Origin of the sequence: Nocardioides zhouii (genome assembly GCF_004137345.1) — a bacterium.
GTDB lineage: Bacteria > Actinomycetota > Actinomycetes > Propionibacteriales > Nocardioidaceae > Nocardioides > Nocardioides zhouii.
In genome coordinates this window covers 14200-34509 of sequence record NZ_SDWV01000024.1, presented here as the reverse complement: position 1 = coordinate 34509, position 20310 = coordinate 14200, and the positions used below count along the sequence as shown (strand labels likewise).

General features: G+C 71.1%; 21 protein-coding genes. 19 read left to right on the top strand and 2 right to left on the bottom strand.

Features of this window, described 5'->3' with window-relative positions:
• Nucleotides 1-196: 196 nt before the first annotated feature.
• The 15 genes from ftsZ to EUA94_RS18690 all read left to right on the top strand — a co-directional run bounded on the left by ftsZ (nt 197) and on the right by EUA94_RS18690 (nt 15302).
• Complete coding sequence (ftsZ, locus tag EUA94_RS18760; protein ID WP_129428422.1) at nt 197-1396, top strand: cell division protein FtsZ; 1200 nt, start codon at nt 197-199, stop codon at nt 1394-1396.
• Nucleotides 1393-2106 carry a purine nucleoside phosphorylase YfiH/LACC1 family protein gene (locus tag EUA94_RS18755; RefSeq protein WP_242494983.1) on the top strand — a complete coding sequence of 238 codons (714 nt, stop codon included), beginning with the start codon at nt 1393-1395 and terminating at the stop codon, nt 2104-2106. Before ftsZ ends, EUA94_RS18755 begins: the two co-directional genes overlap by 4 nt.
• A complete protein-coding gene (locus tag EUA94_RS18750; RefSeq protein WP_129428421.1) occupies nt 2103-2807 on the top strand; it encodes a YggS family pyridoxal phosphate-dependent enzyme in 705 nt (234 codons plus the stop codon). The genes EUA94_RS18755 and EUA94_RS18750 overlap by 4 nt, the downstream gene beginning before the upstream one ends.
• 61 nt (nt 2808-2868) lie before the next feature.
• Entirely contained in the window at nt 2869-3354 is a 486-nt protein-coding gene (locus tag EUA94_RS18745; RefSeq protein WP_129428420.1) for a cell division protein SepF, read from the top strand.
• Nucleotides 3355-3368: 14 nt separating this feature from the next.
• Entirely contained in the window at nt 3369-3659 is a 291-nt protein-coding gene (locus tag EUA94_RS18740) for a YggT family protein (RefSeq protein ID WP_242494980.1), read from the top strand.
• A gap of 118 nt (nt 3660-3777) precedes the next feature.
• Nucleotides 3778-4515: a DivIVA domain-containing protein gene (locus EUA94_RS18735; protein ID WP_129428419.1), complete on the top strand. Its 738-nt coding sequence runs from the start codon at nt 3778-3780 to the stop codon at nt 4513-4515.
• A gap of 165 nt (nt 4516-4680) precedes the next feature.
• Nucleotides 4681-5649: a TraR/DksA family transcriptional regulator gene (locus tag EUA94_RS22785; protein WP_129428418.1), complete on the top strand. Its 969-nt coding sequence runs from the start codon at nt 4681-4683 to the stop codon at nt 5647-5649.
• Nucleotides 5622-6221, top strand: a complete 600-nt coding sequence (lspA, locus tag EUA94_RS18725) for a signal peptidase II (RefSeq protein ID WP_129428417.1) — start codon at nt 5622-5624, stop codon at nt 6219-6221. The genes EUA94_RS22785 and lspA overlap by 28 nt, the downstream gene beginning before the upstream one ends.
• Nucleotides 6221-7159 carry an RluA family pseudouridine synthase gene (locus tag EUA94_RS18720; RefSeq protein WP_129428416.1) on the top strand — a complete coding sequence of 313 codons (939 nt, stop codon included), beginning with the start codon at nt 6221-6223 and terminating at the stop codon, nt 7157-7159. Before lspA ends, EUA94_RS18720 begins: the two co-directional genes overlap by 1 nt.
• Nucleotides 7149-7847 (top strand): GNAT family N-acetyltransferase, encoded by a 699-nt coding sequence (locus EUA94_RS18715; RefSeq protein ID WP_129428415.1) that lies wholly within the window; start codon nt 7149-7151, stop codon nt 7845-7847. The genes EUA94_RS18720 and EUA94_RS18715 overlap by 11 nt, the downstream gene beginning before the upstream one ends.
• Nucleotides 7847-8371 (top strand): DUF6886 family protein, encoded by a 525-nt coding sequence (locus tag EUA94_RS18710; RefSeq protein WP_129428414.1) that lies wholly within the window; start codon nt 7847-7849, stop codon nt 8369-8371. The genes EUA94_RS18715 and EUA94_RS18710 overlap by 1 nt, the downstream gene beginning before the upstream one ends.
• Nucleotides 8372-8384: 13 nt before the next feature.
• Nucleotides 8385-9347 carry a DUF2332 domain-containing protein gene (locus EUA94_RS18705; RefSeq protein ID WP_129428413.1) on the top strand — a complete coding sequence of 321 codons (963 nt, stop codon included), beginning with the start codon at nt 8385-8387 and terminating at the stop codon, nt 9345-9347.
• A 178-nt stretch (nt 9348-9525) separates the two neighbouring features.
• Nucleotides 9526-13095, top strand: coding sequence for a DNA polymerase III subunit alpha (gene dnaE / locus EUA94_RS18700; RefSeq protein ID WP_129428412.1), 3570 nt, complete (start codon nt 9526-9528; stop codon nt 13093-13095).
• A 5-nt stretch (nt 13096-13100) separates the two neighbouring features.
• On the top strand, nt 13101-13613 hold the full coding sequence (locus EUA94_RS18695; protein ID WP_129428411.1) for a hypothetical protein: 513 nt from the start codon (nt 13101-13103) through the stop codon (nt 13611-13613).
• 69 nt (nt 13614-13682) lie between these two features.
• A complete protein-coding gene (locus tag EUA94_RS18690) occupies nt 13683-15302 on the top strand; it encodes a DUF3352 domain-containing protein (RefSeq protein WP_129428410.1) in 1620 nt (539 codons plus the stop codon).
• Nucleotides 15303-15305: 3 nt separating this feature from the next.
• Here EUA94_RS18690 and ybaK read toward each other — a convergent pair whose 3' ends face one another.
• On the bottom strand, nt 15306-15797 hold the full coding sequence (ybaK, locus tag EUA94_RS18685) for a Cys-tRNA(Pro) deacylase (RefSeq protein ID WP_129428409.1): 492 nt from the start codon (nt 15795-15797) through the stop codon (nt 15306-15308).
• A gap of 14 nt (nt 15798-15811) precedes the next feature.
• Nucleotides 15812-16477 (bottom strand): LON peptidase substrate-binding domain-containing protein, encoded by a 666-nt coding sequence (locus tag EUA94_RS18680; protein WP_129428408.1) that lies wholly within the window; start codon nt 16475-16477, stop codon nt 15812-15814.
• Nucleotides 16478-16560: 83 nt separating this feature from the next.
• On the opposite strand from EUA94_RS18680, the gene hisD reads away from it, so the two are divergent.
• From hisD to hisH, 4 genes are read left to right on the top strand one after another with little or no spacing between them, the layout of a single operon-like run.
• Nucleotides 16561-17877, top strand: coding sequence for a histidinol dehydrogenase (gene hisD / locus EUA94_RS18675; RefSeq protein ID WP_129428460.1), 1317 nt, complete (start codon nt 16561-16563; stop codon nt 17875-17877).
• The gene (locus EUA94_RS18670; RefSeq protein WP_129428407.1) at nt 17874-19010 is read left to right on the top strand and encodes a histidinol-phosphate transaminase; all 1137 of its coding nucleotides are present in this window, start codon (nt 17874-17876) and stop codon (nt 19008-19010) included. Before hisD ends, EUA94_RS18670 begins: the two co-directional genes overlap by 4 nt.
• Nucleotides 19007-19615: an imidazoleglycerol-phosphate dehydratase HisB gene (hisB, locus tag EUA94_RS18665; protein WP_129428406.1), complete on the top strand. Its 609-nt coding sequence runs from the start codon at nt 19007-19009 to the stop codon at nt 19613-19615. The genes EUA94_RS18670 and hisB overlap by 4 nt, the downstream gene beginning before the upstream one ends.
• A complete protein-coding gene (gene hisH, locus EUA94_RS18660; RefSeq protein WP_422879907.1) occupies nt 19612-20262 on the top strand; it encodes an imidazole glycerol phosphate synthase subunit HisH in 651 nt (216 codons plus the stop codon). Before hisB ends, hisH begins: the two co-directional genes overlap by 4 nt.
• The last annotated feature ends 48 nt before the right edge of the window (nt 20263-20310 follow it).

Below are 20310 nucleotides of genomic sequence, written 5' to 3'. Positions count from 1 at the left end.
CCCGGGGCCGGACGCTGCCTATGGTCTTGCGAAAGGCGAGGTTGACATAACTATAACCCTCAGGTTCACGGTTACAGTTCCGCGGCCACGAGGGTCAGCAGTCCGAAGCAGCACCTCGTTCCTTCCCCAGCGTGATCCACCAGCACGACCCCCAGAGCAACCCATCCAGCAGTCCCATCAAGGAAGGCCCCGAGCCGTGGCAGCAGCGCAGAACTACCTGGCGATCATCAAGGTCGTGGGCATCGGTGGCGGCGGCGTCAACGCCGTCAACCGGATGATCGAGGTCGGCCTCAAGGGCGTCGAGTTCATCGCGATCAACACCGACGCCCAGGCACTCCTCATGAGCGACGCCGACGTCAAGCTCGACATCGGCCGCGAGCTCACCCGCGGTCTCGGCGCAGGCGCGAACCCCGAGGTCGGCACCAAGGCCGCCGAGGACCACGCCGACGAGATCGAAGAGGTCATCAAGGGCGCCGACATGGTGTTCGTGACGGCCGGCGAGGGCGGCGGCACCGGCACCGGCGGCGCGCCCGTCGTGGCCCGCATCGCCCGTTCGCTGGGAGCGCTGACCATCGGCGTCGTGACCCGGCCGTTCGCCTTCGAGGGACGGCGTCGCGCCAACTCCGCCGAGGAGGGCATCAGCCAGCTCCGCGAGGAGGTCGACACCCTCATCGTCATCCCCAACGACCGCCTGCTCTCGATCACCGATCGCAGCGTGTCGATCCTCGACGCCTTCAAGCAGGCCGACCAGGTGCTGCTGCAGGGTGTCTCGGGCATCACCGACCTCATCACCACGCCCGGCCTGATCAACCTCGACTTCGCCGACGTGAAGTCCGTGATGGCCAACGCCGGCTCCGCCCTCATGGGCATCGGCTCGGCCCGCGGCGAGGACCGCGCGGTGGCCGCGGCCGAGATGGCCGTCTCCAGCCCGCTGCTCGAGGCGAGCATCGAGGGCGCGCACGGCGTGCTGCTCTCGATCGCCGGTGGCTCGGACCTCGGCCTGTTCGAGATCAACGAGGCAGCCGCGCTGGTGTCGCAGGCCGCGCACGCCGAGGCCAACATCATCTTCGGCGCGACCATCGACGACGCCCTCGGTGACGAGGTGCGGGTGACCGTCATCGCCGCCGGGTTCGACGGCGGCATGCCCAAGCGCCGCTCCGACGGCAACGTGCTGCGCCAGAACCAGCCGGCGCAGACGCAGGAGCAGACCCGGGCCGCCGCCCAGCAGCTCGCCACCAAGGCGGCCGCTCCGGCACAGTCGTCGGGCACGCCCGCTCCGACGACGTTCGCACCGTCGCCCACCTCGGACGCGTCGACGCCTGCGGCCCAGCCCCGCCCGGCCCGACAGGTCCAGTTCGACGACGACGAGCTGGACGTCCCCGACTTCCTGAAGTGACCGTCTCTGACGCGACGGGCCTCCTGCGCCACCGCGACCGGATCGAAGGCGACCTCGTGATCGAGGTCGCCTTCACCGACGTCTCCCTCAGCCTCGGCGACGCGGCTGACGACGACGTACGCACGGGCGCCCTGCGTCAGGTCGCGGAGGCCACCGGAGCAACGCCCGCCCTGATGCACCAGGTGCACGGCGCCCACGTCGACCTCGTCGACGACCGCCGCACGAGCGGGCGGGTCCCGGCCGACGCCATGATCACGGCTCAGGCCGGCGTGGCGCTGCTCGCCCGGGCAGCCGACTGCGTGCCGGTCCTGCTCGCCGATCCCGCCACCGGGTGGATCGCCGCCGTGCACAGCGGTCGCCCCGGCTTGGCCGCGGGCGTCGTCCCGGCCGCTGTTGCCGCGTTGCGGGCACAGGGCGCAGACCCGTCCGTGGCCTGGGTCGGTCCGCACGTGTGCGGGTCCTGCTACGAGGTCCCGGCCGACCTGCAGGACGAGGTGGCGATCGTCGTCCCCGAAGCCCGCTCCACCACCTCGTGGGGCACGCCCGCGCTCGACCTCGGTGCCGGCGTACGCGCGCAGCTGGACGCCTCCGGCATCACCGACGTCCGCGTGGTCGACGCCTGCACGCGCGAGGACCCGTCGTGGCCGTCGCACCGCCGCGACGGCGCGGCAGCCACCCGGTTCGCCGGCGTCATCTGGAGCCACCCGTGACCGACGACCGTCGCGACGAGCTCGCCGCCAACCTCGACGCCGTACGCCGGCGCATCGCCGTGTCGTGCGACGACGCCGGCCGTGATGCCGGCGAGGTCTCGCTCGTCGTCGTCACCAAGTTCTTCCCCGCCTCCGACGTACGCCTGCTGGCCGACCTCGGCGTCACCGATGTGGGGGAGAACCGCCACCAGGAGGCTGAGGCCAAGGCCGCCGAGTGCGTCGACCTCGGGCTGCGGTGGCACTTCATCGGGGGTCTGCAGTCCAACAAGGCGGCTGCCGTCGCGGCGTACGCCGACGTCGTCGAGTCGCTCGACCGCGCCAAGCTCGTCGGTCCTCTGTCTCGCGGTGCGCACGCGCGCGGCCACGACGTCGACGTGCTCCTGCAGGTCAGCCTCGACCCGCCCGGAGCCGACCACCGCTCGGGCGCGGACCCGGCCGACCTGGACGAGCTCGCCCGCTCGGTCGAGGAGGCAGGCATGCTCCGGCTGCGCGGCCTGATGGCGGTCGCGCCCCTCGACGACGACCCGCTCGAGGCCTTCGCCCGCCTGGCCGCGATCCACGCCGAGCTCCTCACCGGGCACCCGGAGGCGACGGTCCTCTCGGCCGGCATGAGCGGGGACCTCGAGGCGGCCATCCGGCACGGCGCGACACACGTGCGTGTCGGGTCCGCGGTCCTCGGTCCGAGGCCCACGAACCAGTAATGTCGACATCAGTCACCAGGCGCCCGATCACGGGTGCCCTGTCTAGCGGAGGACAAGTCTCATGAGCGGCGCGATGAGGAAGATCGGCGAGTACCTCGGCCTGCTCGAGGACACCGGCCACTACGACGACTACGACGGCGACACGGAGACCTCGACCCAGGACGCTGTCGACCAGCGACCGGTCGCGAGGGACCGAGGCCCTGCCCCTGTGTCCGACCTTGCCGAGCGCCGTCGTCCGGCCTCGGTCCAGACGGGAGTCGTGGCCGAGTTGAGCCGCATCACCACCCTGCACCCCCGCAACTACAACGAGGCCCGTCTCGTCGGTGAGAACTACCGCGACGGCACGCCGGTCATCATGAACCTCAGCGAGATGGACGACAACGACGCCAAGCGTCTCGTCGACTTCGCCGCCGGCCTGATCTTCGCCACCCGTGGGACGATCGAGCGCGTGACCAACAAGGTCTTCCTGCTCTCCCCGCCCAACGTCACGGTCGCGGCCGAGGACAAGGAGCGGATGGCAGAGGACGGGTTCTTCAACCAGAGCTGAGGCAGTCTTACTCCGTGCAGATCATCGGCATGACCCTCTATCTCATCCTGTTCGTCTTCATCGGCCTGCTCTGGATCCGGTTCATCGTGGACTGGGTCCAGGTGTTCGCGCGCCAGTGGGAGCCGCGCGGCCCGCTGCTGGTCGCCCTCGAGGGGGTGTACTCAGCCACCGACCCGCCGATCGTGGCGCTGCGGCGCGTGGTCCCGCCCCTGCGGCTCGGCTCGGTCGCGCTCGACCTGAGCTTCCTGCTGGTGATGGTGGCGGCATGGCTGCTGCTCAACGTGGTGGCCACCATCTTCCTGTGAGCCCACCCCCGGAACCATCCGCCACACGGGTCACTGTGCCGGGTGAGCCGACGGGCGCTATTGTCTCCTGACAGCCAGAGTCACCGTGTATTCGAAGAGTGAAAGTTTGGGTGAGGTCATGCCGCTGACGCCTGAGGACGTGAGCAACAAGCGCTTTACGCCTGTCCGGCTCCGTGAGGGCTACGACATGGGCGAGGTCGACCAGTTCCTCGACGAGGTCGAGGCGGAGCTCGCGCGGCTCACCAAGGACAACGACGACCTTCGGTCCAAGCTGTCCGCGGCGCAGTCCGGTGGCGACTCGTCGTCGTCGGCGCCCGCGCCGGTGTCGTTCGCCCCCGTGGAGCCCGAGCCGGAGCCCGAGCCGGAGCCGGAGCCCGTCGCCGTGGTGGCGCCCGTCGAGGCCCCGCCCGTGCGCAACATCGCCGATGCGTCCAACGCCGCGGCCCGCCTGCTCGAGATCGCGACGCGCAACGCCGACGAGCTCATCGAGGAGGCCAAGAACGAGGCCGACCGCATCGTCGGTGCCGCGCGCACCAAGTCCGAGCGCCTCGAGTCGGAGTCGAAGACGAAGTCCGACCGCATGGAGGCGGACGCCCGCCAGCGCTCGCAGATGCTCGACTCCGAGACCGCCGAGCGCCGCCAGCAGATGTTCGGCGACCTCGAGAAGGAGCGCGACAAGCTCAACGGCGACGTGGAGACGCTGCGCCAGTTCGAGCGCGAGTACCGCTCCCGCCTGAAGACCTACTTCACCCAGCAGCTGGAGTCGTTGTCCACGGGCAGCGAGAGCCAGGCTCCGGTGGACAGCGGTCACGGACCCAAGCGCCTGCGCTCGGTCCTGGGTGACGACGAGGGCTGAGCCTCTCGCACCACCTGCACCACGCTCGTCACGAGGACGGTCACCCATCAGGGTGGCCGTTCTCGCATTTCGGCGAGCCGAGGTTGGCCTGCTCCGTGCCACCGGATACCCTCCCTGCGACCGTGTGGTTCCCGCCACACCCGATGCATGCGGAGGCCCTCGGACATGGCTGGCACCACGCGCAAGTCCCTCGCTGGCTCCGCCGCGGCCGCCGCCAGGCGGGTCATCGGCCGCAAGACGGCCGTCGAGCCGCCCGCCAAGAAGGCCGCGCCGGCCGCGAAGGCTCCGGCGAAGAAGGCCCCTGCTGCGAAGAAGGCCGCGAAGAAGGCTCCGGCCAAGAAGGCTGCACCGGCCAAGAAGGCGCCGGTAAAGAAGGCCCCCGCTGCGAAGAAGGCATCGGCGAAGAAGGCCACGCCTGCCGCGAAGACCCCGGCCAAGAAGGCCACGCCCGCCGTGAAGGCCCCGGCCAAGAAGGCTGCGCCGGCCACGAAGGCTCCGGCAAAGAAGGCCGCGCCCGCCAAGAAGACCGCGCCAGCCAAGAAGGCCCCCGCCAAGAAGACCGCGCCAGCCAAGAAGGCCCCCGCCAAGAAGACTGCGCCATCCGCGGCGGCCTCCGCTCCGAAGACCCCGGCGAAGAAGACCGCCCCGCCCACCGCCACCAAGTCCGCTCCTGCGAAGAAGGCATCCTCCGTGACGAACTCTGCTCCCGCGAAGAAGGCAGCGCCCCGCAAGTCGACCCCCGCCAAGCTCGTCGTGCTCGATGGCGAGGATGCCTGGACGCGCGGCGAGCTCAACGAGGTCGTCAAGGAGCTCAACGAGCACCGCGAGCGCCTCACGGTCTCCATCAGCCAGGCCGAGGAGGAGCTCGCCCGGTTGATGCGCGACGCCGGCGACGGCGCCGGACACGACCAGGCCGACGTCGGCGCGACGAGCTTCGAGCGCGACCACGAGCTCACCGTCCTGGCCCGCGAGCGCGAGACCCTCGGCCAGCTCGACCGGGCCCTGGCCCACATCGACGACGGCACGTACGGCGTCTGCGAGTCGTGCGGCAACCCCATCGGCAAGAATCGGTTGATGGCAGTGCCCCATGCGACACTGTGCATGTCATGCAAGCAGCGCGAGGAGCGTCGCTGAACCCCAGCGACCAGGCCCATCACGAGCCCACCCGACGACGCCTCGACGCCCGTCTGGTGTTCGCCGCGATCGCCGCGATCGCCTATGCCATCGATCTCGGGTCGAAGCAGTGGGCGCTGGCCTCGCTGGCCGACGGCGACGTCCCCGTGTTCGGTGACTGGCTGACGCTCCACCTGACCTTCAACCCCGGCGCAGCGTTCAGCACCGGCACCGACTTCACGATCGTCTTCACCTGCCTGGCCGCGATCGCGGTCGTCGTCGTCCTGTGGCTCAGCCGCCGCGTGCGCAGCACCGGGTGGGCCATTGCGCTCGGCCTGCTGCTGGGCGGCGTGGCCGGCAACCTCACGGACCGCGTCGTACGCCAGCCGGAGCCGTTCCACGGACACGTCGTCGACTTCCTGATGCTGCCCAACTGGCCGGTCTTTAACGTCGCCGACATGTGCATCAACGTGGCCGCCGGCCTGATCATCCTGCAGACGTTCCGCGGCGTGGCGCTCGACGGAAGCCGCGACGCCGACCACCAGCGCGGGTCCGACTCCCCGGTCGACGACGCAGGCCTGAGCGCCCACTGATGACCTCCCACGCCGAGCAGCGCACGGTCTTCGTGCCCGACGGGCTGGCCGGCGAGCGCGTCGACGCCGCGATGGCCCGGATGTTCGGGTTCTCGCGCACCAAGGCCGCCGACCTCATCGCCCAGGGCCTGGTGCAGGTGGACGGTGCCGACGTCGGCAAGAGCGACCGGGTCCACGGCGGTGCCGTCCTCGACGTGTCCATCCCTGCCACGACTGACCCGCTCGAGGTGAAGCCGGAGATCGTCGAGGGGATCCGGATCATCCACGACGACGACGCGATCGTCGTGATCGACAAGCCCGTCGGCGTCGCCGTCCACCCCTCGCCGGGCTGGCGCGGGCCGACAGTCGTGGGCCACCTCGCCGGCGCCGGCTACCGGATCTCGACCTCCGGGGCGAAGGAGCGCGAGGGCATCGTCCAGCGGCTCGACGTCGGCACGTCCGGCGTAATGGTCATCGCCAAGTCCGAGCGCGCCTACTCGGTGCTCAAGAACGCCTTCCGCCACCGCACCGTCGACAAGACCTACCACGCGCTCGTGCAGGGCCACCCCGACCCGCTCAGCGGCACCATCGAGGCGCCGATCGGTCGCCACCCGCAGCACGACTACAAGTTCGCGGTGATGGCCGACGGCCGCCACAGCGTCACCCACTACGAGACCCTCGAGGCCCACCGGTTCGCGAGCCTGCTCGAGGTCCACCTCGAGACCGGCCGCACCCACCAGATCCGGGTGCACATGAGCGCGCTGAAGCACCCGTGCGTGGGCGACCTCACCTACGGCGCGGACCCGACCCTCTCCAAGCGGCTCGGGCTCGAGCGCCAGTGGCTGCACGCGATGCGCCTGGGCTTCGAGCACCCGGAGACGGGCGACTACGTCAGCTACGAGTCCACCCACCCCGACGACCTCGCGCACGCGCTCGAGGTCATCCGTGATGAGCACTGAGCTGGCGTTGCGCCCGGCCACGGCCGCGGACCTCCCAGCACTCGCCGAGATCCACCTGGCTGCTCGGCGTGCGGCCGGCGCGGCGTTCCCGCCCGGGGTCCACGCCGACGACGAGGTGCGCGCCTGGGTCGGCGGCTGGGACCTGACCACGTACGACGTGTGGCTGGCAGCGAGCGGCGACGAGGTCACCGGCTACGCCCGGTGCACGCCGACCTGGCTCGACGACCTCTACGTCCACCCCGGCCACCAGGGGAGCGGCGTGGGCACCGCGCTTTTCGAGCTGGTCACGTCCCTGCGCCCGGGCGGCTTCTGCCTCTGGGTCTTCGAGTCCAACGCCCCGGCCCGCGCGTTCTACCGGGGTCGGGGGTGCCTGGAGCTCGAGCGTACGGACGGTGCGGCCAACGAGGAGAGCTCGCCCGACATCCGCGTGGCGTGGCCGGGCCCCGACCCGGTGGCCTTCCTGCGGGCGCTCATCGACGACGTCGACCTCGTGCTCGGTGACGTGCTCGCGCGTCGTACGGCGCTGACCCGGGCCGTGCAGTCGGTGAAGCCCAGCGGCGAGCGCGACCCCGCCCGCGAGGCCGAGATCGCCCGGCGGGTGGCGGCGGTGGCGCCGGATCTCGGGCAGGCCCGGGTGGCCCGGATCGTCGACCTGATCATCACCGAGTCGCTCGACGCCTCCCGCTGATGCTGCCGCACCCGGGCGAGCTGCTGCACTTCAGCGAGGACCCGTCGATCCGCGACTTCGATCCGCACGTGGCCGCCACCGCCCAGCAGCCGGAGGCGTACGTCTGGACGGTCGACGCGCTCAACAGCCCTTGCTACTGGTTCCCGCGGCAGTGCCCGCGCGTGTGCTCGTGGGACGCGTCACCGGAGGCCGGCGTGCCCCGCGTGCACACGATCGAGGAGGCCTGGCTGCCGACGCTGCGGGCGACCACTCTGTACGCCTACCGCTTCGACGCCGCCGACTTCGAGCCGTTCGGCGAGCGCCCCCACGCCTTCGTGGCCACCCACGCGGTCTCGCCGCTCGGTCCGCCGGAGCAGGTCGGCGACCTCGTGGACCTGCACGCGGAGCACGGCATCGAGCTCCGGGTGCTGCCCGAGCTGGTCGACCACTTCACCGAGGTGCGGGAGCGCGGCCAGGAGTTCTCCGGCATCCGGATGGGCAACGCCGGCATCGGCCCCGACGGCCCCTTCCCGACCCGGCGCTAGGAAGGATGGGCCCGTGCTGCTCTACGACGACGTGATCGAGGAGTACCGCGACTTCGCGACGTACGCGGCCGGCGACTCGCCGTGCTTCGAGGAGTGGGCGCTCGGGGTCGCCGACGACCCCGAGGTGCTCGCCTGGCTGGGCACGCTGCCGCCGATCAAGCGCCAGCCCAACCTCGTCTTCGCCGCGGCCCGCTGGCACGGCGCCGCCGCGCCCGGGTCGTACGCGGGTCTCCGCCGGCTGCTGCTCGAGCGGGAGCCCGAGGTGCGCGCGACCGTGATGGCGCGGGCGACCCAGACGAATGAGGTCGGCCGGCTCGCCACCCTCGCTCCGGTGTTCGCCCTGGTCGAGGGGCCGCTGGCGCTCATCGAGGTCGGCGCCAGCGCCGGTCTGTGCCTGTTCCCCGACCGCTACGACTACTCGTGGCCGCCGCTGGGCGGGCTGCGGGGGAGCGGCGGCCCGCTCCTGACGGCCGAGGCCACCGGACCGCTGCCGGTGCCGGTGCGGCATCCCGAGGTCGCCTGGCGCGGTGGGGTCGACCTCCACCCGCTCGACGTCGGCGACCCCGACGCGATGGCCTGGCTCGAGAACCTGGTGTGGCCGGAGCAGGACGAGCGGCGCGCCCGGCTGCGTGCCGCGGTCGACGTGGCCCGCCGCGAGCCGCCGGCGCTGCGCCGAGGCGACCTGTTCGACCACCTGCCCGGCCTGCTCGACGAGGCCGCCCCGCACGGCACGCCCGTGGTCTTCCACTCGGCTGTCATCGCCTACCTCGAGGAGCCCGCCCGGCGTCGGTTCCACGAGCTGATGACGAGCCTCGTGGCGGACGGACGCTGCCGGTGGATCAGCAACGAGGGCCGCCGCGTCCTGCCCGCCGTGACGGGCGATGCCGACGTCCCGTCAGGTCGCTTCGCGACGGCCCTCGACGGCACGCCGGTGGCCTGGAGCCACGGCCACGGGCATGCCGTCGACTGGCTCTGAGGGGCCCCGGCGTCGATCCGCTCCGACGCCGATCGGGGCCGTGTGTCTTGTCGGTGGGGCCGGGCACACTGACGTAGGCTGACTGCTCTTCCCCCTCTGGGCACCGCGGGCTGCGCAGCCGGCACGTCCCACGCATCGACTCCCTCAGCGACCCACGAAAGGGGCGGAAGTCTCCTCCATGTCGGCCGGCACCACAGCAAGCTCAACGGGTGACTTCGTGCACCTTCACGTGCACACCGAGTACTCCATGCTCGACGGAGCCTCGCTGCTCGACGGGTTGTTCGCGCGCACCAGCGAGCTCGGCATGCCGGCCATCGCGATGACCGACCACGGCAACCTGCACGGGGCGTACGACTTCTACAGCAAGGCCAAGCGCCACGGCATCAAGCCGATCATCGGGATCGAGGCCTACATCACCCCCGGCACCATGCGCGGCGAGCGCCGCCGGGTGCGGTGGGGCCAGGGCGACCTCGCCGAGGAGGGCGGCAACGACGTCGCCGGTGGCGGTGCGTACACCCACATGACGATGTGGGCCGAGAGCACCGAGGGCATGCGCAACCTGTTCCGGCTGTCGTCCCGCTCGAGCATGGAGGGCTACTTCTACAAGCCCCGTATGGACAAGGAGATCCTCGCCGAGCACAGCGAGGGCCTGATGGTCAGCACCGGCTGCCCCAGTGGTGCGATCCAGACGCGCCTGCGGCTCGGCCAGTACGACGAGGCGGTGCGCGAGGCCGGCGAGCTCCAGGACATGTTCGGGCGCGACAGCGTCTTCCTCGAGCTGATGGACCACGGGATCGACATCGAGAAGCGGGTCCGCGACGACCTGCTGCGCCTCGGCAAGCAGCTCTCGATCCCGCCGATCGCCACCAACGACTCCCACTACAACAACCCCGAGGACGCGGCCGCCCACGACGCCCTCATCTGCGTCGCATCGGGCAAGCGGCTCTCCGACACCAACCGGCTGAAGTTCGACGGCGGCGGCTACTACATCAAGTCGGCCGCGGAGATGCGCGAGCTCTGGGCCGACCGCTTCGGCATGCCCGAGGCGTGCGACAACACGCTCGCGATCGCCGAGCGCTGCGAGGTCGAGTTCACCGAGTCCACCGGTGGCTACATGGCCCGCGCCGACGTGCCGGCCGGCGAGACCGAGGACTCGTGGTTCCGCAAGGAGGTCTGGCGCGGCATCGAGGCGCGCTACCCCGGCGACCGCCTCGACCAGGGCGTACGCGACCGGGTCGAGATGGAGCTCGCGATCATCTCCCAGAAGGGCTACTCGGGCTACTACCTCGTGGTCGCCGACTTCATCAACTGGGCCAAGGACAACGGCATCCGCGTCGGTCCCGGCCGTGGTTCGGGTGCCGGCTCCATCGCGGCGTACTCGCTGCGCATCACCGACCTGTGCCCCCTCGAGCACGGACTGTTCTTCGAGCGGTTCCTCAACCCCGAGCGCCCCTCGATGCCCGACTTCGACATCGACTTCGACGACGCCCGCCGCGGCGAGGTCATCAACTACGTCAGCGACAAGTACGGCGCCGAGCGCGTCGCGCAGATCGCCACGTTCGGCCGGCTGAAGGCCAAGGCCGCCATCAAGGACGCCGCCCGCGTGCTCGACCACGGCTTCGCGATCGGCGACCGGATCACCAAGGCCTACCCGGCCGACGTGATGGGCAAGGGCGTCGCGCTCAAGGACATCTTCAACCCCGACCACAAGCGCTACCGCGACGGCGGCGAGTTCCGCGCGCTCTACGACCAGGACCCCGAGGTCCGCACGATCTACGAGACGGCCGTCGGCCTCGAGGGCCAGATCCGCAACTGGGGCGTGCACGCCGCCGGCGTGATCATGTCCAGCGAGCCGCTGATCGACATCGTCCCGATCATGTCCCGTCCACAGGACGGGGCGGTGATCACCCAGTTCGACTACCCGATGTGCGAGTCGCTCGGCCTGGTCAAGATGGACTTCCTCGGCCTGTCCAACCTCCGGATCCTCGACGACGCGATCGCCAACATCAAGGTCAACCGGGGCGAGACAGTCGTCCTGGAGGAGCTCGGCTTCGAGGACCGCACGACCTACGAGCTGATGGGCCGCGGCGACACGCTCGGCGTCTTCCAGCTCGACGGCTCGGGCATGCGCTCGCTGCTCCGCTCGCTGCAGCCCGACGCCTTCGCCGACATCACGGCCGTCAGTGCGCTCTACCGACCCGGCCCGATGGGTGCCGACTCGCACAACAAGTACGCCCGCCGCAAGAACGGCCGTGAGCCGATCGAGCCGATCCACCCGGCGCTCGCCGACGCGCTCGAGACCGTGCTGGGCGAGACCTACGGCCTGATCGTCTACCAGGAGCAGGTGATGGCCATCGCCCAGGTGCTCGCCGGCTTCACCCTGGGTGCCGCCGACAACCTGCGCCGCGCGATGGGCAAAAAGAAGAAGGAGGAGCTCGACAAGCAGTACGCCGGGTTCCAGGCGGGCATGCTCGAGCGGAGCTACCCGCAGGTCGCGATCGACAAGCTGTGGGAGATCCTGCTCCCGTTCTCCGACTACGCCTTCAACAAGTCGCACTCCGCCGCCTATGGCGTCATCACCTACTGGACCGCCTACCTCAAGGCCAACTACCGCACCGAGTACATGGCGGCGCTCCTCACGTCCGTGAAGGACGACAAGGACAAGATGGCGATCTACCTCAACGAGTGCCGCCGGATGAAGATCCAGGTGCTGCCGCCCGACGTCAACGAGTCCCACGCCGACTTCACCCCGGTCGGCAACGACATCCGCTTCGGCCTCACCGCCGTACGCAACGTCGGTCACAACGTCGTCGCCGGCGTCGTGGCCGCTCGGGAGGAGAAGGGCCGCTACGCCGACTTCAACGACTTCATGGAGAAGGTCCCCGCCCTGGTCTGCAACAAGCGGGTGGTGGAGTCGCTGATCAAGGCCGGCGCGTTCGACGACATGAAGCACCGGCGCCGCGCGCTGGCGGCGGTGCACGAGACGGCCGTGGACCAGTTCGTCGACCTCAAGAAGAACGAGGCGATCGGCCAGGACTCCCTCTTCGGCGGCCTCGGCGACGACGACGCGGGCTTCGGGGTCAGCGTGACCATCCCCGACATCGAGGACTGGGACAAGATGACCCTCCTCGGCCACGAGCGGGAGATGCTCGGGCTCTACGTCTCCGACCACCCGCTCCTCGGCCTCGAGCACGTGCTGTCCCAGGGCACCGACTGCACGATCGGCCAGCTGCTGCTCGACGAGGAGCGCGCCCACGGCTCGACGCTCACAGTCAGCGGTCTCATCACCTCGGTCCAGCGCAAGATCACCAAGCGCGGCGACCCATGGGCCACGATCACGCTCGAGGACCTCGACGGTGCGATCGAGGTGCTGCTCTTCCCGAGCGCGTACACCTTGTCCTCGACGCTCCTCGTGGAGGACGCGATCGTCCGGATCAAGGGCCAGCTCTCCCGTGACAAGGACCAGCCGGAGCTGCGCGCCCAGGAGGTCACGGCGCCCGACCTGACCCACGGCCCGACCGGCCCCGTCGTGATCAGCCTGCCGTCGACGCGCTGCACGCCGCCCGTCGTGGCCCAGCTCCGCGACGTGCTCGGCACCCACCCGGGCATGACCGAGGTCCAGCTGCGCCTGCTGACCCGGAGCTCGACCAAGGTGCTCCGCCTCGACGACAACCTGCGGGTGACCCCGAGCCCGGCCCTCTTCGCCGACCTCAAGCAACTGCTGGGGCCGGGATGCCTGACCGGGTGAGGTCCGTGCTCACGAGAGTCGGCGCGATCGTCGTCGGGTTCGTCGTCGCCGGCGCGGCCGCGGGGGCGCTGTGGGAGCAGCTGTGGACGCCGCCGATGGGCCTGGCCTACGAGGACCAGTGGTTCCTCGAGCCTGCCGGGCCGGACCTCTCCTTCGAGGGGATAGCGCTGTTCGTGCTGATCGCCTTCGCGCTCGGCCTCGTCCTGGCCGTGGTGAGCGGGTTGTGGGGCGGCCACGAGCTGGTGACGGTGGCAGCCGTGGTCGTCGCGTCCGTCCTCGCCGGCGCTGCGATGTACGCCGTCGGCAACGCCCTCGGCCCCGCCGACCCGCAGCTGCTCGCGGCCGGCAGCCCCGACTTCACGCCGTTGCCCAGCGACCTGGGGCTGACCGCCCCCGACCGCGGTCGTACGCAGTGGCACTCCACGGCGTTCGTGGCGCTCCCGGCGGGTGCGATGACTGGTCTGGTCGGCATGTATCTCTTCGGAAGTCGAGGGTTCGTCCGGCGTCCTCGTGGGTAGGCTGGCCGCGACCACAAGTGGGCCGTCCCGAGCTTGTCGGGACACGTGCAGCGGGGGAGCAGAACTGTCATGAGCACCACACCGGGGAGCCCGGAATACCTGGACGGAACGGGACCGGGAGGATCCGCGCACGCGGCCGACCACGGGCCCGACAATCGCAAGCGCCTGGTCGCGCTCGGTGCCCTGGTCGCCGGCGGCGCCGTGGTCGCCGGTGGCGCCTGGGCCGCCACCAGCTTCTTCGCCTCCGGCGCGCAGCCGGCCGAGGCCCTGCCCGACTCGACGGTCGCCTACTTCAGCGTCGACCTCGACCCGAGCGGCGGCCAGAAGATCGAGGCCATCAAGACGCTGCGCAAGTTCCCGGCGTTCACCGACAAGATCAACCTCGACACCGACGACGACCTGCGCGAGCGCTTCTTCGAGGAGATCGTCAAGGCGGGCGAGTGCAAGGGTCTCGACTACGCCGAGGACGTCAAGCCGTGGGTGGGCTCCCGGGCCGCGATGGCCGCGGTCGACCTCGGTGACGACGAACCCGCGGTGGTCGGTGTGGTGCAGGTGAGCGACGCTGGCAAGGCCGAGGACGGCATGGCCAGCCTCGTCGAGACCTGCGGCGGCACGTCCGGGGAGGACACGTCCGAGGGCGGCGGCTGGGTCGTCGACGGCGACTGGATGGTCATCGCCGAGACCGAGGAGATCGCGCAGCAGGTGGTGGACGCCACCGACGGCGCCTCGCTCGCCGGCGACGCGGCCTTCGACCAGTGGACCGGTGAGGCCGGCGACGAGGGCTTCATGTCCTTCTACGTCGCCAAGGCCGCCGCCCAGTACCTCGACGATGCGGCCGGGATGGGCTCGATGCTCGGATACATGCCGCCGGAGGGCGGCGAGGAGGTGCCCGACCAGCTTCAGGGGCTGATCGACGAGTTCGACGGGGCCGCCGCCACCGTCCGGTTCGACGACGGCGCGGTCGAGGTCGAGTACGCCATGTCCAACTACCAGAAGGACCTCACGGCGCTCATCGACAGCGAGACCGGCGTCGACATGGTCGCCGGCTTGCCCGAGGACACCCTCGCGGCCTTCGGCTTCTCCCTCCAGGAGGGCTGGGCCGACGCGATGCTCGACTACGTCAAGGACGCGGTCCCCGACGAGGCCGCGGCGATCGACGACCAGCTCGCCCAGTTCGAGAGCGAGACCGGCGTGGCCTTCCCCGAGGACATCGAGACGCTGCTCGGTGAGGGCGTCACGGTCTCGGTCGGCAGCGGCATCGACCCCGACGCCATCACCAATGGCGGCCCGGGCGAGGTCCCGGCGGGCATCCGGATCAAGGGCGACGCCGACGAGATCCAGGCCGTGCTCGACAAGATCGCCGCGCAGTCCCCGCCCGAGATGGCCGAGTTCATGAAGGTGACGGAGGGCGACGGCTACGCCGTCCTGGCTCTGCAGGACGACTACCGCGGCAAGCTCGAGAGTGGTGGCGACCTCGGCGGCACCGACGACTACACCAAGGTCGTCGAGAGTGACGAGGCCCAGTCGGTCCTCTACGTCAACTTCGACGCCGACGACGACTGGCTGGTGCGGGTCACGGAGGACATACCGGAGGTCAGCGAGAACGTCGCGCCGCTGTCCGCCTTCGGCGTGAGCGGCTGGGTCGACGGTGACGTCGTCCACGGCATGCTCAAGCTGACGACCGACTAAGCCTCAGCGACCGATGGTGGCGGTCACCGCTCCGGTGATCGTCACCAGGTCGGTGGGTGCGAGCTCGAGGTCGAAGCCGCGCCGACCGCCCGAGACCAGGATCGTGGCGTGGTCCAGCGCGCTGGCGTCCAGCACGGTGGGGTGCGCCCGCTTCTGGCCGACCGGCGAGATGCCGCCCGCGACGTAGCCGGTGGCGCGCTCGGCGGCTGTCACGTCGGCCATCGCGGCCTTGCTGCCGCCCAGCGCACGGGCCAGCGCCTTGAGGTCGAGCTGGCCGGTGACAGGCACGATGCCGACGACCAGCCGCCCATCGAGGGAGGCCAGCAGGGTCTTGAAGACGCGGGCGGGGTCGACGTCGAGCGCCTCGGCGGCCTCGGTGCCGTACGACGTCGCCCGCGGGTCGTGCTCGTACGCGCGCACCTCGAAGGCGATGCCCGCCGCGGTCAGTGCGACGGTGGCCGGCGTACCGCCAAGTGCCCGTGCTTTCTTCGCCATCGCAGCGAGAGCCGTCAGTTGGGGGACCAAGCGGTCCGGGCGACCTGCGTGGCGGGGAGCGACGGGATGACGTTGATCGCGCGGAGCTCCTCGGTCAGCAGCCGCGTGACGAGCTGGAGCCGCTCCGTGGCGCCCTCCGCCTCGAGGAGCGACTGGCGCTCCGCCATCGGGAGAGGCGTGAGCGCCGAGAGCGTCCACGCGAGGTAGTCGGGGTCGCGCGGCAGGGTGCCGCTGTAGGGGTCGCCCTGCAGCTCGGTCATCGCCACCCGGAACGCGGTGAACGTGGCACGGGCGCGGTCGAGCACCTCGACCGGCACCTCGATCTCGGGCTCGGGAAGAACCGCGACGACGCCCTGCGGGAAGTCGACGCCGCGCTGCATCTCCTCCAGCATCAGCCGCTCGCGGGCCACGGCCACGATGTCGAACGTCCCGTCGTCGCGCCGGCCGGCCTCGGTGAGCTGCAGAACGCAGCCGACGCGGTAGACCGACTGGGCGCCGTGCTCACCCACCTCGTAGCCCTCGCGGATCGCGACCGTCCCGAACACGCGCTCGGCCGGGTCGTCGACGGCGAGGAGGTGGTTGACCAGCATCCGGTAGCGGTCCTCGAAGACGTGGAGCGGCACGCTCATCCCCGGGAACACCACGGTGCTCAGCGGGAACATCGGCAGCTGGTCGCTCACGTGACCTACCTAACCACCCGCGTCCACGGTGCACCCGCGACCGGAGCCCGACCCGCCGGGGAACCTAGACTGGACGCATGTCCCTGATCCGCCGCATCGACCTGAGGGGCGCCGATCCGGCGTCCGTCGACTACCGCGCGAGCGTGCCTCGCGCCGAGTTCGACGTCGAGGCCGCGACGCATCAGGTGCAGCCGATCCTCGACGCCGTCCGGGCGCGGGGGGTCGAGGCCGTCACCGAGTTCTCGGCGCGTTTCGACGGCGTCGACAGCGACGACATCCGCGTGCCGCGACAGGCGCTGGATCGCGCCCTGGCCGAGCTCGACCCGGCGGTGCGTGCCGCGCTGGAGGAGTCGATCCGCCGGTTGCGCGCGACCAGCGAGGCAGAGCTCGAGCACGACGTCGTCAGCCAGGTCGACACGGGTGCCACGGTGACCCACCGCAAGGTGCCGATCGACCGCGTCGGGCTCTATGTCCCCGGCGGTCTCGCGCCCCTGGTCAGCAGCGTCGTGATGAACGTCGTGCCCGCCCAGGTCGCCGGGGTGCGCTCGATCGCCCTGTCCAGCCCGCCGCAGAAGAACAGCGACGGCCTGCCTGAGCCGACGATCATGGCCGCGTGCGCCCTCCTCGGCGTCGACGAGGTGTACGCCGTGGGCGGCGCCCAGGCGATCGCCATGTTCGCCTACGGCGCCGGTCCGTGCGCACCGGTCAACCTCGTGACCGGCCCCGGCAACATCTATGTCGCTGCCGCCAAGCGGCTGCTGCGCGGCGTGGTGGGCATCGACTCCGAGGCCGGCCCGACCGAGATCGCGATCCTCGCCGACGACAGCGCCGAGGCGGCCTTCGTCGCGGCCGACCTGATCAGCCAGGCCGAGCACGACCCGATGGCCGCGTCCGTGCTGGTGACCGACTCCCTCGAGCTGGCCGACGCCGTCGAGGTCGAGCTCGGCAAGCAGGTGTTCGCCACCCGCCACACCGAGCGGATCCGCACCGCCCTCGGCGGTCGGCAGTCGGGCATCGTGCTGGTCGACGACATGGACCAGGGCGTCGAGGTGGTCGACGCGTACGCGGCCGAGCACCTCGAGATCCACACCCGCGACGCGGCCGAGCACGCCGCCCGAATCCGCAATGCGGGCGCGATCTTCGTCGGTCCGTGGGCGCCCGTGTCGCTCGGCGACTACTGCGCCGGCTCCAACCACGTCCTGCCCACCGCCGGGTGTGCCTGCCACTCCAGTGGTCTCTCCGTGCGCGCCTTCACCCGGTCGGTGCACGTCATCGACTACTCGAAGGCTGCGCTGGCCGCGGTCGCCGACCACGTCGTGACCCTGGCCGAGGCGGAGGACCTGCCCGGGCACGGCCAGGCCGTCTCGGTCCGCTTCGATGCCACCCGGCCGGACCGGTGAGCAGCAGCTTCCCGCCCCTCCGCGACGAGCTGCGGGGGATCGAGCCCTACGGCGCGCCCCAGCTCTCCCACGAGGCGGCTCCGGTCCAGCTCAACGTCAACGAGAACCCCTACGGCCCCTCGCCGGCAGCCGCGGCCGACATCGCGCGCGCAGTCGGCGAGGCCGCGGTGTCGCTCAACCGCTATCCCGACCGCGAGTTCGTCGAGCTGCGGGGCGCGCTGACGGCGTACCTCAACACGTCGGGCGGCAGCGGCATCACCCCCGACATGGTCTGGGCGGCCAACGGCTCCAACGAGGTCATGCTGCAGCTGCTGCAGGCCTTCGGCGGGCCCGGGCGCGTGGCGTTGTCGTTCGCGCCGACGTACTCGATGTATCCCGAGTACGCCCGCGACACCCTCACCGAGTGGGTGGCCGGTCACCGGGCCGACGACTTCTCGCTCGACCTCGACGCGGCCCGCGAGCTGGTGCTGGAGCGCCGCCCGTCCGTGGTGCTGCTGCCCAGCCCCAACAACCCCACCGGGACGGCGCTGCCGCCGGAGGCGGTGACGATGCTCTGCGAGGCCGCCGCGTCGTACGAGCCGGGCGGCATCGTGGTGGTCGACGAGGCGTACGGCGAGTTCCGCAGGGCGGGTACGCCGAGCGCGCTCGAGCTGCTGGGGGAGCACCGCAACCTCGTCGTGACCCGCACCATGAGCAAGGCTTTCGCCCTGGCAGGGGCGCGCCTCGGCTACCTCGCTGCCGACCCGGCGATCTGCGACGCGATCCGTGTCGTGCGCCTGCCCTACCACCTCTCGGCCGTGACCCAGGCGACCGCGCTGGCCGCCCTGCGGCACGCCGAGGAGCTGCTCGGCCGCGTCGACGACCTGCGCGTCGAGCGGGACGCGACCGTGGTCTGGCTGCGCGAGCAGGGCCACGAGGTCGCCGACTCGGACGCCAACTTCGTCCTGTTCGGCCGGTTCGCCGACCGGCACGCGGTCTGGCAGGGTCTGGTCGACCGCGGCGTGCTGATCCGGGAGACCGGCCCGGACGGCTGGCTGCGGGTGTCGATCGGCACGGCGGATGAGATGGCCGCCTTCCGGGCGGCACTCATCGACACAATGGAGACCCACGACCTCACCAAGGAGCCCGCATGAGCCGCACCGCGCGGATCGAGCGCACCACCCAGGAGTCCCAGGTCACGGTCGAGGTCGACCTCGACGGCACCGGGCGCTCCGACGTGTCCACGGGCGTCGGGTTCTACGACCACATGCTCGACGCCTTCGCGCGCCACGCCCTCCTCGACCTCGTGGTGCACACGAGCGGCGACACCCACATCGACGCTCACCACTCCGTCGAGGACACCGCGATCGTGCTGGGCCAGGCGCTGCGCGAGGCGCTGGGCGACAAGTCCGGCATCCGACGCTTCGGCGACGCCACGGTCCCGCTCGACGAGGCGCTGGTCCAGGCCGTCGTCGACGTGTCCGGGCGTCCTTACTGCGTGCACACCGGCGAGCCCGAGGGCCAGGTCTACGTCGCGATCGGCGGCACCGGGGCGGCGTACCAGGGATCCCTGACGCGCCACGTCTTCGAGACGATCTCCTTCCACGCCCACCTCGCGCTGCACGTGCGCGTGCTCGCGGGCCGCGACCCGCACCACCTCGTCGAGGCGCAGTTCAAGGCGTTCGCGCGGGCCTTCCGCGACGCGGTCGCGATCGACCCGCGCGAGACGGGTGTGCCGTCGACCAAGGGCAGCCTGTGACCTCTGGGGTGACCCCTGAGGTCGTCGTCCTCGACTACGGCTCCGGCAACGTGCGCTCGGTCGTGCGCGCGGTCGAGCGGGCCGGCGCCACGGTCACGCTGACCGGCGACTTCGACACCGCCCTCGCCGCCGACGGTCTCGTCGTGCCGGGCGTGGGGGCGTACGCCGCCTGCATGCAGGGCCTGCGCGCGATCAAGGGCGAGCGGATCGTCGGGCGGCGCCTCGCCGGCGGGCGGCCGGTGCTCGGCATCTGCGTCGGCATGCAGGTCCTCTTCGCCGGCGGGGTCGAGCACGGCGTCGAGACCGACGGCTGCGACGAGTGGCCCGGTCTCGTCACGCGGCTGCAGGCGGACGTGGTGCCGCACATGGGCTGGAACACCGTCGAGGTGCCGAGCGACTCGCGGCTCTTCGCCGGCGTGGCGGGGGAGCGGTTCTACTTCGTGCACTCCTACGCCGCGCGCACGTGGGACCTGGCGACCAACGACCGCACCGCGGCGCCGCTGGTGACGTGGTCCGAGCACGGCGGTGACCGGTTCGTGGCGGCGGTCGAGAACGGGCCGCTGACGGCGACCCAGTTCCACCCGGAGAAGTCCGGCGACGCTGGAGCGGAACTGTTGAGGAACTGGGTCGCCAGCCTGCCCCGCTGACCCTGCTGCTCGCCCGCCGCTACCGACGCGAGGTCGCACCGGTCTGGA